Consider the following 12,774-nt stretch of genomic DNA (forward strand, 5'->3'; position numbering starts at 1 on the left):
TGGGAAGCGCGGCGGCCTGGCACCGCAAGGCGGATCCCGGCTCCGGCGCCGGGCCGGCCCCGCTGCGCCGGCCGCCGCCGGTTCCGGCGGGGCGCGGCGCTACTGCGTGTCGAGCAGCGTCGGCGCCGGCTGGGTGTGGTCGATGACGCCGCTGGCCACCACCGAGGGCACGACGCCGCCCAGCGTCGTCAGCAGGGTCAGGTCGAGCGGCAGGATGCGGTTGTCGTAGGCCCCCGACAGGAGCGGCGTGACCGCAATTTCGGCGGCCTCGCCGGTGGCCAGCGGGCCGGTGGACCAGGTGCCGTCGATCGCGGTGGCGGCCATCGGCACCGCGTGCTTGTTGACGAAGCGCACGGTGTCGCCGGCCACCGGATAGACCGTCCCGGGAAAGTAGCCGGTGCCGAGCATCAGCACCTCGTGCACCTCTGCCAGGGCCGGGCCGGCGGTCCAGGCCGCCAGGCTCATCCCCAGAACCAGTCGCGTCGCGCGCCGCATGTCCTTGCTCCCTCGCTAAGCCTGCCACGTCCGGCCGGCCGGCCGCGTGCCGCGCGGACCAGGCCGGACCGCTCCCGGCCTAGCGCGGAAATCGGGCGGCAAGGCGGCGGCCGGGTGGCAGCTTGCGGGCGCGCGGGCGGTCGCTTGACGTCCCGCCGGGCATGGCCTATCCCCGAGGCACATGCTCCGGGCGGGCATGGTGAAATGGTATCACACGAGCCTTCCAAGCTCTTGGTGCGGGTTCGATTCCCGCTGCCCGCTCCACTTTCCCGACCGCCGCTTTTCCGACCGCCCCGACCGCCGGTCAGCCGCCCCGCAGGGCCCGGTGCGCGGCCTTTGTGATCCCCCGCGACGCGTCTCATGGGATAGAATGCCGCGGCAATGGGCCGCTTGATTCCCCGGCGCAAGCTGGCACAAGGTCGCCAGACCCCGCAGCCGCCCGAGGAGGATCGATGGCCCGCAGCTCCCCCCTTGCCGCCAAGGATGACCGCGCGAAATCCCGGCGGCTCGGCTCGCTGCGGCGGCTGTGGCCGTTCCTCGCCCCCTATCGCGGCCTTCTGGCCGCGGCGATCTGCGCGCTGGTGCTGACCGCCGGGGTGTCGCTGGTCCTGCCGCTGGCGGTGCGCCGGGTGGTGGACAATTTCGAGGGTCCCGAAGCCGCCATCCTCGACCAGTACTTCCTCGCCGCGCTCGGCATCGCGGCGCTGCTGGCCGCCGGCACGGCGCTGCGCTACGCGCTGGTGACCCGGCTCGGCGAACGCGTGGTGGCCGATATCCGCAGCGCCGTCTTCGACCGGGTCATCGGCCTGTCGCCGGCCTTCTACGAGAAGATCATGACCGGCGAGGTGCTGAGCCGGATCACCACCGACACGACGCTGATCCTGTCGGTGATCGGCTCCTCGGTCTCGATCGCGCTGCGCAACGCGCTGATCTTCGCCGGCGGGCTGGTGCTGATGCTGCTGACCTCGGCCAAGCTGACCGCGCTGGTGCTCTTGATCGTGCCGCTGGTGGTGGTGCCGATCCTGGTGCTGGGCCGCCGCCTGCGGGTGCTGTCGCGCGAGAGCCAGGACTGGATCGCCGCCTCCTCGGGCAATGCCTCCGAGGCGCTGCTCGCGGTGCAGACGGTGCAGGCCTTCACCCACGAGGCGATCTCGGGCGCGGCCTTCTCCGACGTCACCGAGAAGAGCTTCGACGCCGCGCGGCGCCGCATCCGCACCCGCGCCGCGATGACCGCCATCGTCATCTTCCTGATCTTCACGGGCATCGTCGGCGTGCTCTGGGTCGGCGCCTCGGACGTGCGCGCCGGGGTGATGAGCGTGGGCTCGCTGGTGCAGTTCCTGATCTATTCGGTGATGGTCGCGGGCGCCGTGGCGGCTTTGTCGGAGATCTGGGGCGAGCTGCAGCGCGCCGCCGGCGCCACCGAGCGGCTGGTCGAGCTGCTCGACGCCGCCGACGCGGTGCACGACCCCGAGACGCCGCGCGCCCTGCCGCAGCCGGTGCGCGGGGCGATCGGCTTTGAGGACGTGCATTTCCGCTATCCCGGCCGCCCCGACGTGGCGGCGCTGGACGGCATCAACCTCGACATCCGCCCCGGCGAGACGGTGGCGCTGGTCGGCCCCTCGGGCGCCGGCAAGACCACCATCATCCAGCTTCTGCTGCGCTTCTACGACCCCGAGACGGGCCGCGTGACGCTCGACGGCGTGCCGCTCGACGAGATGGCGCGCGCCGCCTTCCGCCGCCACATCGCGCTGGTGCCGCAGGACCCGGTGATCTTCGCCGCCTCGGCGCGCGACAACATCCGCTTCGGCCGCCCCGAGGCCAGCGAGGCCGAGGTCGAGGCGGCGGCCCGGGCGGCGGCGGCGCACGACTTCATCACCGCCCTGCCCGACGGCTATGACAGCTGGCTCGGCGAACGCGGCGTGATGCTCTCGGGCGGCCAGCGCCAGCGCATCGCCATCGCCCGGGCGATCCTGCGCGACGCGCCGGTGCTGCTGCTCGACGAGGCGACCTCGGCGCTCGACGCCGAGAGCGAGCGCGCGGTGCAGCGCGCGGTGGACGAACTGGCGCGCAGCCGCACCACGATCATCGTGGCGCACCGGCTGGCCACGGTGAAGAAGGCCGACCGCATCGTGGTGATGCAGGACGGCCGCGTCGTCGCCACCGGCCGGCACGACGCGCTGGTGGCCGAGGGCGGGCTCTATGCACGGCTGGCCCGGCTGCAATTCACCGACGGCATCGCCGCCGAGTAACCGGCCCCGTCCGGCACGGGCACGGGCACGGGCAAAGGCACGGGCCCGGGCACTGGCCCTTCCACCCGCGCCGCCGCGCCGTTCCGGCGGCGCGGCTTGCGCCGGCGTGCCCGGTCCTGTATGGGCCCGCCACCCCGGTCGCAGCCTACCCGGGTACCAAAACAAGGGCCCAACATGAACACTCTCGTCATCTGCTCGGGCGGACTCGATTCCGTGTCGCTCGCCCATATCGTCGCCGCCGAGGGGCGGCTCACCCGCCTCGTCTCCTTCGATTACGGCCAGCGCCACCGCAAGGAACTGGACTTCGCCGCCGCCGCCGCGGCGCGGCTCGGCGTGCCGCATCACCTGATCGACATGACCGGCATCGGCGCCGCGCTGACCGGCTCGGCGCTGACCGACGACATCGCCGTGCCGGACGGCCATTACGCCGAGGAGACCATGAAGATCACCGTGGTCCCCAACCGCAACGCCATCATGCTGGCGATCGGCTTCGGCGTTGCCGCCGCCAACGGCGATGCCGCCGTCGCCACCGCGGTGCATGGCGGCGACCATTTCATCTATCCCGATTGCCGCCCCGGCTTCACCCGCGCCTTCGAGGCGATGCAGCGCGCGGCGCTCGACGGCTATGCCGACGTGGTGCTCGACACGCCCTTCGTGGAGCGCAGCAAGGCCGACATCGTGGCCGCCGGCGCCGCGGCCGGCACGCCCTTCGCCGAGACTTGGTCCTGCTACAAGGGCGGCGCGCGGCATTGCGGCCGCTGCGGCACCTGCGTCGAGCGCCGCGAGGCCTTCCACCTGGCCGGGATCGCGGAGCCGACCGCCTATGCCGACCCGGATTACTGGCAGGCCGCGGTGGCGGCCAAGGCGGTGCGCTGATGTTCCGCATCCGCAAGGAATTCCACTTCTCCGCCTCGCACCGGCTCGACCACCTGCCCGAGGGCCATCAATGCGCCCGCCTGCACGGCCACAACTACGTCGTGGTGGTGGAACTGGCCGCGGCGGAGCTGAACGCCGACGGCTTCGTGCGGGACTATACCGAGCTGAAGCCGTTCAAGGCCTACCTCGACGAGTGCCTCGACCACCGGCACCTCAACGACGTGCTCGACATGCCCTCGACCGCGGAGCACATGGCGCGGCATTTCTACGAATGGTGCCGCGCGCGCTGGCCGGAAACCGCCGCGGTGATGGTCTCGGAGACGCCCAAGACCTGGGCCGAGTACCGGCCATGAGCGCGCCCGCCCCCGACGCCGCGCCGGCGGAGCCGCGGCTGCGCATCGCCGAGATCTTCGGCCCCACGATCCAGGGCGAGGGCGCGCTGATCGGCGAGCCCACGGTCTTCGTGCGCGCCGGCGGCTGCGATTACCGCTGCAGCTGGTGCGACAGCCTGCACGCGGTCGACAGCCGCTACCGTCACGACTGGGCGGCGATGGACAGCGCCGCGATCTGGGCCGAGGTGACGCGGCTCTCGGGCGGGCGGCCGCTGACCGTGTCGCTCTCGGGCGGCAATCCCGCGATCCAGGATTTCGGCCCGCTGATCGCCCTGGGCCGCGCCCGCGGCTACCGCTTCGCCTGCGAGACCCAAGGCTCGGTGGCGCGGCCCTGGTTCGGCGCGCTCGACACGCTGGTGCTGTCGCCGAAGCCCCCCTCGAGCGGCGAGCGCGTCGACTGGGAGGCCTTCGCCGCCTGCGTCGCGGCCGGCCGCGGCGCCCGCCAGACGGTGATGAAGATCGTCGTCTTCGACGCCCAGGATTACGCCTGGGCACGGGCCGCCCATGACCGTCACCCCGACCTGCCGCTCTATCTCCAGCCCGGCAATCCCGAGGTCGATCCCGCCCTGCCGGTGGATCCGCAGGCGCTGGCCGACCGGCTGCACTGGCTGGTCGAGACCACCATGGCGGACGCCTGGTTCGCCCCCCGCATCCTGCCGCAGCTGCATGTCCTGATCTGGGGCAACAAGCGCGGCGTCTGAGCCTTCGGAGCCCTTCCATGACCGACAGCATCTATTCCGGCCTCACGCAGCTTGGCGGCGAGACCCGCATCCCCGCCTCGCCCGAGGCGGCCGAGCTCGAGCGGGTGCCGAACCCGCAGGCCGACGTGGCCTACAACGTGCGCTTCACGGCGCCGGAATTCACCTCGCTCTGCCCGATGACCGGCCAGCCCGACTTCGCGCATCTGGTGATCGACTACGTGCCCGGCCCCTGGCTGGTGGAATCGAAGTCGCTGAAGCTCTATCTCACCGCGTTCCGCAACCACGGCGCCTTCCACGAGGATTGCACCATCTCGATCGCCCGGCGGCTGGCCGCGTTCCTCGCGCCGCAATGGCTGCGCATCGGCGGCTACTGGTATCCCCGCGGCGGCATCCCGATCGACGTCTTCTGGCAGACCGGGCCGCAGCCCGAGGGCGTCTGGATCCCCGACCAGGGCGTGCCGCCCTATCGCGGCCGCGGCTGAACCACCGGCGCCGGGCCGGGGCCGAAACGGGGCCGCAACGGCCCGCCGCCGGCCCCGGTGGCCTTCGGCAGCGCCATCCTCTATGGGACGGACAACCCAGGAATTCAGTCCGGACGTATCATGGCACGCCATCTCATCACCTCCGCGATCCCCTACATCAACGGCATCAAGCATCTCGGAAATCTCGTCGGCAGCCAACTGCCCGCCGATCTCTTCGCGCGCTACCAGCGCGCCCGCGGCCACGAGGTGCTGTTTCTCTGCGCCACCGACGAGCATGGCACCCCGGCGGAACTGGCCGCCGCCAAGGCCGGCCAGCCAGTGGCCGAGTATTGCGCCGAGATGCACGGCGTGCAGTCGCGCATCGCCGAGGGCTTCCGGCTCTCCTTCGACCATTTCGGCCGCTCCTCCTCGCCGCAGAACCACCGCCTGACCCAGCATTTCGCCGCCCGGCTCGACGCGGCGGGGCTGATCCGGGAGGTCTCCGAGACGCAGATGTACTCGCCCGAGGACGGCCGCTTCCTGCCCGACCGCTACATCGAGGGCACCTGCCCCAATTGCGGCTTCGACAGCGCCCGCGGCGACCAGTGCGACAATTGCACCAAGCAGCTCGACCCGGTCGACCTGATCGAGCCGCGCTCGGTGATCTCGGGCGCCCGCAATCTCGAGATGCGCGAGACCAAGCACCTGTTCCTGCGGCAATCGGCGATGAAGGACGACCTCGCCGCCTGGATCGACACCAAGACCGACTGGCCGGTGCTGACCACCTCGATCGCCCGGAAGTGGCTGAACGACGGCGACGGGCTGCAGGACCGCGGCATCACCCGCGACCTCGACTGGGGCATCCCGGTGAAGAAGGGCGACGCGGACTGGCCCGGCATGGAGGGCAAGGTCTTCTACGTCTGGTTCGACGCGCCGATCGAATACATCGCCTGCGCCCAGGAATGGGAAGAGGCCGGCAAGGGCAGCGACTGGGCGCGCTGGTGGCGCACCGACAAGGGCGCCGAGGACGTGCGCTACACCCAGTTCATGGGCAAGGACAACGTGCCGTTCCACACCCTGTCCTTCCCGGCCACCATCCTGGGCTCCGGCGAGCCCTGGAAGCTTGTCGATTACATCAAATCGTTCAACTACCTGAACTACGAGGGCGGCCAGTTCTCGACCTCGCGCGGGCGCGGCGTGTTCATGGATCAGGCGCTGGAGATCCTGCCGGCCGATTACTGGCGCTGGTGGCTGCTGAGCCACGCCCCGGAAAGCTCGGACGCGGAATTCACCTGGGAAAGCTTCCAGTCCGGGGTCAACAAGGACCTGGCCGACGTGCTGGGCAACTTTGCCAGCCGGGTGACCAAGTTCTGCCGCTCCAAGTTCGGCGAGGAAGTGCCCGCGGGCGGCGCCTGGGGGCCGCGCGAGGAGGCGCTGGTCCGCGATTTCGCGGCCCGGATCCGCGACTACGAGACGCATATGGAGGAGATCGAGGTGCGCAAGGCCGCTGCGGCGCTCCGCGGTCTCTGGGTGGCCGGCAACGAATACCTCCAGGAGGCCGCGCCCTGGACCACCTTCAAGACCGAGCCCGAGACCGCGGCGATGCAGATCCGGCTCGGGCTCAACCTGATCCGGCTCTACGCGGTGCTCTCCGCGCCGTTCATCCCGGACGCCTCGGGCCAGCTTCTCGACGCCCTCGGCGCCGAGGAGGCCGGCTGGCCGGGCGATGTCGCGGCGGCGCTCACGGCGCTGCCCGCCGGCCACGCCTTCACCGTGCCCGAGGTGACCTTCCGCAAGATCACCGATGCCGAGCGCGAGGAATGGCAGGCCCGCTTCGCCGGGCAGCGCTGAGCCGGGGCGGCGCGGACACGAAAACGGCGGGTGCCGTCCGGCCCCGCCGCGTTACGTGCCGATGGCCCGGGACGAGCCGACGGCTCCTGCTCTCGGCTCAAGCCGCCTTGATCTCGACCAGTTCGATGTCGAAGGTCAGGTCCTTGCCGGCCAGCGGGTGGTTGGCGTCGAGCGTCACCTCGGTCTCGGAAACCTCGGCCACGGTCACCGGCATGGTCTGGCCGTTCGGGGTCTGGACCTGCAGCTGGGTGCCGACCTCGAGCGGGATGTCCGCCGGGATCTGCTCGCGCGGGACCGCCTGGCGGGCTTCCGGCTGGGCGTCGCCATAGGCCTCGGCCGCCGGCACCTCGACGGATTTCGCATCGCCGACGCTCATGCCCGGCAGGGCCTTGTCGAGCCCGGGGATGATCTGGCCGGAGCCCACGGTGAATTCCAGCGGATCGCGGCCGGCGCTGGAATCGAAGGTGGTGCCGTCGTTGAGCGTGCCGGTATAGTGAATGCGGACGGTGTCACCCGTCTTGACCTGGGTCATATGCTGTCCAATCTGTTGGCTGAGTGGCTTTCGGGCGGCCGTGCGCTGGCATCGCGACACGGGTGCGGCCCGTTGGTTCCCGATAAATTTAGGAAGTTTGGCGCGATTTTGCAAACCCCGGAGCCGCCGCTGCGGCCCGAATGCCGCGTTCGCGCGCGAATTCTCCGCGACAGGACCGCGCGGGCTCGGAGTGCCGGCCCCGCGCGCTATGCTGTGCTGCCAACCCGGTGGCGGCACCGGCCCGGTCGCGCGCGGTTCCGCGCCGACCGCGAATCGCCGCCTCCGGACCAGCGACGGAGGATGACGACAGATGATTTCCCGACGGCAGATGATCGCCCTGGGCGCCGCCGGCGCCCTGATGCCCGCCACCGCCCTGGCGCAGGAGGCGGCGGCCCTCGACCCGGTGCTGCGCCCGCAGCGCGTGGCGATCCGCGGCGATCTCGCCCCGACCCAGATCGTCGTCCTGCCGCGGGCCCATTTCCTCTACTTCGTCGACCAGCCGGGCTCGGCGCTGCGCTACGGCGTGGGCGTCGGCCGGGCGGGGCTGGAATTCACCGGCACCGCAATCATCCAGGTGAAGAAGGAATGGCCGACCTGGCGGCCCACCGACGAGATGATCGAGCGCGATCCCCGCGCCTATGGCCGCTTCGACGGCAACGACTACGTGCAGCCGGGCGGCCCCGAGAACCCGCTGGGCGCGCGGGCGCTCTACCTGTTCCAGAACGGCCGCGACACCTTCTACCGCATCCACGGCACCACCGAGCCGCACACGATCGGGCGGTCGGTCTCCAACGGCTGCATCCGCATGCTGAACGCCCACGTGGTCGACCTCTACCGGCGCGTGCAGCTCGGCACCCGGGTCACGGTGCTCTGAGCCGAAGGACACTGGAAGTTTCACGGCAGCGCCTCATTCGCGCCTTCATTTTTCGTTCAGGTTGGATGATATAGAATGACACACGCATAGCGCGAATTCGCGCAAATTTTTTGAGGGCGTCGCAATGGCCATCGTGTTCTTCATCTTCGGCGGGGTGCTGGGCACCGTGGCCGCCGGCATTCACGCCCTGGCCCTTGGCCCCTCGCTGACGGGCTGCCTGACCGCCTATTTCGGCGTTGCGCTGGCCACCGCGGCGCTCGGCATCGCGGCCTCCCTGGCCGGCGAGGCGCCGCGCCGCGGCCCGGCACGCGGCACGGTCGAAACCGCCTGATCCGCCGCGCGGCGGCGGCCCCCGGGGGCCGGCGCGCCTAGCGCTCCGGCGCCGGCTGCGCCTGACGCTCCGCCACCCGCTCCAGCAGCTTCTCCACCTCCGGCCCCAGATCCGCGACGATGCGCGCCACCCCTTCGGCATTCGGGTGAATGCCGTCGGGCTGCATGAAACGCCTCGACGCGCTGGCCGCGTCGCCCTCGGCGCGCAGCTCGGCGAAGATGTCGGGATAGAGCAGCGTGTCGCGCGCCTCGGCGAGCTCGCCCCACATCGAATCGAAGGCCGTCTGATACTCCCGGCCGTAATTCCCCGGTGCGCCAATGCCGACCAGCAGCACCGGGATCTCCCGCGCCCCCGCCTTGGCGAGGATTTCGTCGATGTTGGCGCGGGTAGTCTCCGGCGCGATGCCGCGCAGCAGGTCGTTGCCGCCCAGCGCCACGATCAACGCGTCGGTCTCCTCGCTCAGCGACCACTCGACGCGGGCCAGCCCGCCGGCGCTGGTATCGCCCGAGACCCCGGCATTGACCAGCGTGACCTCGTGGCCGCGCCCGGCCAGCCAGGCCTCGAGCTGCGGCACCAGCCCGTCGCCCTGCGCCAGGCCGTAGCCCTGGGTCAGCGAATCGCCCAGCGCCACCACCTCCTGCGGTTCGGCCGCGGCGCCGCCGGCCAGCAGCCAAACCAGGCAAGCCGCCTTGAGGCCCCGGGCCGAGGCCCCATATGTCCACGAGCGCAACATGGAGCGTTCCTTTCCGATGCCCGATTCCGTTCTCAGCCTCGAAGATGTCACCCTCAGCCTGCGAGGCAATGCCGGCCCGGTGGAGATCCTGCACGGCATCTCGCTCGAAGTCGGCCGTGGCGAGACGCTGGGCCTTGTCGGGCCGTCGGGGTCGGGCAAATCGTCGCTGCTGATGATCATGGGCGGGCTGGAACGCGCCAGCGGCGGCACCGTGACCGCGCTGGGCCGCGACCTGACGGCGATGGACGAGGACGCGCTGGCGCGCTTCCGCCGCGATCACATGGGCGTGGTGTTCCAGTCCTTCCACCTGATTCCGACCATGACCGCGCTGGAGAACGTCGCGACGCCCCTCGAACTCGCCGGCGATCCCGACGCCTTCGAGAAAGCCCGCGCCGAGCTCGACACGGTGGGTCTCTCGCAGCGCGCCGACCATTACCCGGCGCAGCTTTCGGGCGGCGAGCAGCAGCGCGTGGCGCTGGCCCGCGCCGCCGCGCCGCGGCCGGCGATCCTGCTGGCCGACGAACCCACCGGCAATCTCGACGGGCGGACCGGCGAGGCCATCGTGGAGCTGCTGTTCGGCCTGCGCGACCGCCACGGCGCCACCCTGGTCCTCGTCACCCATGCCCCGCCGCTGGCCGAACGCTGCGACCGCGTTGTGGAACTGGCCGATGGCCGCGTCGCCGCCGACGGCATCCGGGCGGCCGCGGAATGAGCCTGCGCGTCGCCGCCACCTTCGCCCGTCGCGAACTGCGCGGCGGGCTCAAGGGCTTCTACATCTTCCTGGCCTGCCTCGCGCTCGGCGTCGCCGCCATCGCCGGGGTGGGATCGGTGCGCTCGGCGATCCAGGCCGGGCTGCAGGACCAGGGCGCGGTGCTGCTCGGCGGCCATGCCGAGGCGCAGTTCACCTACCGCTTCGCCACCGAGGAGGAGCGCGCCTGGCTGGACGGCATCGCCACCGAGGTCTCGGAGGTCACCGATTTCCGCTCCATGGCCGTGGTGCCGGGCGCGGAGGGCGGCCGGGCCCTGACCGAGGTGAAGTCGGTCGATTCCGCCTATCCGCTTCTGGGCGAGATGGCGCTCGACCCGGCGATGCCGCTGGAGCAGGCCCTCGCGGGGAGCGACGGGCTGCCCGGCGCGGTGATGGCGCCGCTCCTTGCCGACCGGCTCGGGCTCGCGCCCGGCGACGCCTTCCGCCTCGGCGACAAGGCGTTCCGCCTCTCCGCCACCATCCTGCGCGAACCCGACGACGCCGCCGGGGGCTTCGACCTCGGCCCCCGGACCATGGTGCGGACCGCGGATCTCGACGGCACCGGGCTGCTCGCCGCCGGCACCCTCTTCGAGACCGAATACCGCATGCTGCTGCCCGCCGGCACCGATCTCGACGCGGTCAAGGCGGAAGCGGAGCGCCGCTACCGGGAGAGCGGCATCCGCTGGCGCGACGCCCGCAACGGCGCCCCGGGGACCGAGCGCTTCGTCAGCCAGCTCGGCTCCTTCCTCGTTCTCGTCGGCCTCTCCGGTCTCGCCGTGGGCGGCGTCGGCGTCTCCGCCGCGGTGCGGGCCTACCTGGCGCGCAAGACCAGCGTGATCGCCACTTTGCGTACCCTGGGCGCCACCCGATCGACGATCTTTCTGACCTATTTCCTGCAGGTCGGCGCGCTGGCGCTGCTCGGCATTGTGCTCGGCCTGCTGTTGGGCGCGCTGGTGCCGCTGGCCTTCGCGCCGATGATCACCGCGGCGCTGCCGGTGCCGGCGCTGTTCGGCCTGCATCCCGGCCCCTTGGCCGAGGCCGCGCTCTACGGCCTGCTGACCGCGCTGCTCTTCACCCTCTGGCCGCTCGCCCGCACCGAGGAGGTGCGCGCCGCCACGCTGTTCCGCGACGCGCTGGCCTCGGCCCGGGCGCTGCCGGCCCCGCGCTTCGTCGCCGCCACCCTGCTGCTGCTGGCGCTGCTGGTGGGACTCGCCATGCTGTTCTCGGGCGATCCGCAGCTGACGCTCTGGACCGCGGGCGGCATCCTCGGCTCGCTGCTGATCCTCGTCGCCGCCTCCGTCGGGCTGCGCCTCCTGGCCCGCCGCGCGGCACCCCTGGCCCGCGGCCGCCCGGTCTGGCGCTGGGCGCTCGGCGCCATCGGCGGCCCGCGTGAGGAGGCCGGCTCGGTGGTGCTGTCGCTGGGGCTCGGCCTCGCCGTGCTGGCCGCCATCGGCCAGATCGACGGCAACCTGCGCAGCGCCATCCAGCGCGACCTGCCCGAGGTCGCGCCCTCCTACTTCTTCGTCGACATCCAGAAGGACCAGATGCCGGAGTTCCGCGCCCTGCTGGAGCGCGACGCGGCGGTCTCGCGCATCGAGGCGGCGCCGATGATGCGCGGCGTGATCAGCCGCATCAACGGCCGTCCGGCCACCGAGGTCGCGGGCGATCACTGGGTGGTGCGCGGCGACCGCGGCGTCACCTACGCCGCCGCCCGGCCGGCGGACACCCGGATCACCGCCGGCGAATGGTGGCCCGAGGACCATGCCGGGCCGGCCGAGGTCAGCTTCGCCGCCGAGGAGGCGGCCGAACTTGGGCTGAAGCTCGGCGACGAGATCACCGTCAACATCCTCGGCCGCGACATCGACGCCACCATCACCTCGTTCCGCGAGGTCGATTTCTCCTCCGCCGGGATGGGCTTCGTCATGGTGATGAACGAGGCGGCGATCTCGGCCGCGCCGCACACCTTCATCTCCACCGTCTATGCCGAACCGGCCGAGGAGGCCCGCATCCTGCGCGAGATCTCCGACGCCTTCCCGAACGTCACCGCGATCAGCGTGCGCGACGCCATCGGTCGGGTGTCGCAGCTCCTCGAGGGCGTCGCCGCGGCGGTGCGCTGGGGCGCGGCGGCGACGCTGGTCACCGGCTTCTTGGTGCTGATCGGCGCGGCGGCGGCGGGCGAGCAGGCGCGGACCTACGAGGCGGCGCTCTTGAAGACGCTGGGCGCCGGGCGGCGGCGCATCCTGACCAGCTTCGCGCTGCGCTCGGCGCTGCTCGGCCTCGGCGCCGGCGTGGTGGCGATCGTCGCCGGCATCCTCGGCGGCTGGGCGGTGGCGACCTTCCTGATGGAGACCTCCTACGCGGTGATCTGGCCCTCGGTGCTGGGCATCGTCGCGGGCGGCATCCTGGCCACCCTGGCGGCCGGGCTGGCCTTCGCCTGGCGGCCGCTGGCGGCGCGCCCCGCGCAGGTGCTGCGGGCCCGGGAATGAGCCGGCGATGCGGCTTGCACCCCGCCGCGCCCGCGCCTAACCCCG

At 71.8% G+C, this 12,774-nt stretch carries 13 protein-coding genes and 1 tRNA gene; 11 read left to right on the top strand and 3 right to left on the bottom strand.

The genetic code is table 11. The annotated features are described in order from the left end of the window. Window positions 1-99 precede the first annotated feature (99 nt). On the bottom strand, window positions 100-495 hold the full coding sequence (locus ACXYMW_RS11525; protein ID WP_459035469.1) for a cupredoxin domain-containing protein: 396 nt from the start codon (window positions 493-495) through the stop codon (window positions 100-102). Window positions 496-685: 190 nt separating this feature from the next. On the opposite strand from ACXYMW_RS11525, the gene ACXYMW_RS11530 reads away from it, so the two are divergent. The 7 genes from ACXYMW_RS11530 (at window position 686) to metG (ending at window position 7,025) form a co-directional block, all read left to right on the top strand. After that, window positions 686-759: transfer RNA gene (locus ACXYMW_RS11530), tRNA-Gly, on the top strand. 188 nt (window positions 760-947) lie between these two features. Next, window positions 948-2,744, top strand: a complete 1,797-nt coding sequence (locus ACXYMW_RS11535) for an ABC transporter transmembrane domain-containing protein (protein WP_459035470.1) — start codon at window positions 948-950, stop codon at window positions 2,742-2,744. 174 nt (window positions 2,745-2,918) lie between these two features. Next, window positions 2,919-3,620: a 7-cyano-7-deazaguanine synthase QueC gene (gene queC, locus ACXYMW_RS11540; RefSeq protein ID WP_459035471.1), complete on the top strand. Its 702-nt coding sequence runs from the start codon at window positions 2,919-2,921 to the stop codon at window positions 3,618-3,620. Beyond that, window positions 3,620-3,973, top strand: a complete 354-nt coding sequence (gene queD, locus ACXYMW_RS11545) for a 6-carboxytetrahydropterin synthase QueD (RefSeq protein WP_459035472.1) — start codon at window positions 3,620-3,622, stop codon at window positions 3,971-3,973. Before queC ends, queD begins: the two co-directional genes overlap by 1 nt. Next, window positions 3,970-4,713 carry a 7-carboxy-7-deazaguanine synthase QueE gene (gene queE, locus ACXYMW_RS11550; protein WP_459035473.1) on the top strand — a complete coding sequence of 248 codons (744 nt, stop codon included), beginning with the start codon at window positions 3,970-3,972 and terminating at the stop codon, window positions 4,711-4,713. The genes queD and queE overlap by 4 nt, the downstream gene beginning before the upstream one ends. A gap of 17 nt (window positions 4,714-4,730) precedes the next feature. Continuing rightward, window positions 4,731-5,195, top strand: a complete 465-nt coding sequence (gene queF, locus ACXYMW_RS11555; RefSeq protein WP_459035474.1) for a preQ(1) synthase — start codon at window positions 4,731-4,733, stop codon at window positions 5,193-5,195. Window positions 5,196-5,315: 120 nt separating this feature from the next. Further along, the gene (gene metG / locus ACXYMW_RS11560) at window positions 5,316-7,025 is read left to right on the top strand and encodes a methionine--tRNA ligase (protein ID WP_459035475.1); all 1,710 of its coding nucleotides are present in this window, start codon (window positions 5,316-5,318) and stop codon (window positions 7,023-7,025) included. 97 nt (window positions 7,026-7,122) lie between these two features. Here metG and ACXYMW_RS11565 read toward each other — a convergent pair whose 3' ends face one another. Then, window positions 7,123-7,557, bottom strand: coding sequence for an FKBP-type peptidyl-prolyl cis-trans isomerase (locus ACXYMW_RS11565; RefSeq protein WP_459035476.1), 435 nt, complete (start codon window positions 7,555-7,557; stop codon window positions 7,123-7,125). 310 nt (window positions 7,558-7,867) lie between these two features. On the opposite strand from ACXYMW_RS11565, the gene ACXYMW_RS11570 reads away from it, so the two are divergent. Continuing rightward, a complete protein-coding gene (locus ACXYMW_RS11570; protein WP_459035477.1) occupies window positions 7,868-8,431 on the top strand; it encodes a L,D-transpeptidase in 564 nt (187 codons plus the stop codon). Window positions 8,432-8,555: 124 nt separating this feature from the next. After that, window positions 8,556-8,762, top strand: a complete 207-nt coding sequence (locus tag ACXYMW_RS11575; protein WP_459035478.1) for a hypothetical protein — start codon at window positions 8,556-8,558, stop codon at window positions 8,760-8,762. Between the two features lie 37 nt (window positions 8,763-8,799). On the opposite strand, the gene ACXYMW_RS11580 is transcribed toward ACXYMW_RS11575, so the two are convergent. After that, window positions 8,800-9,495 carry an arylesterase gene (locus ACXYMW_RS11580; protein WP_459035479.1) on the bottom strand — a complete coding sequence of 232 codons (696 nt, stop codon included), beginning with the start codon at window positions 9,493-9,495 and terminating at the stop codon, window positions 8,800-8,802. 16 nt (window positions 9,496-9,511) lie between these two features. Between ACXYMW_RS11580 and ACXYMW_RS11585 the strand changes: the two genes are divergently transcribed. Both ACXYMW_RS11585 and ACXYMW_RS11590 read left to right on the top strand, forming a co-directional pair. Then, a complete protein-coding gene (locus ACXYMW_RS11585; protein WP_459035480.1) occupies window positions 9,512-10,207 on the top strand; it encodes an ABC transporter ATP-binding protein in 696 nt (231 codons plus the stop codon). Next, window positions 10,204-12,729: an ABC transporter permease gene (locus tag ACXYMW_RS11590; RefSeq protein WP_459035481.1), complete on the top strand. Its 2,526-nt coding sequence runs from the start codon at window positions 10,204-10,206 to the stop codon at window positions 12,727-12,729. Before ACXYMW_RS11585 ends, ACXYMW_RS11590 begins: the two co-directional genes overlap by 4 nt. The last annotated feature ends 45 nt before the right edge of the window (window positions 12,730-12,774 follow it).

The sequence above is a fragment of the Roseivivax sp. CAU 1761 genome, from assembly GCF_054482755.1.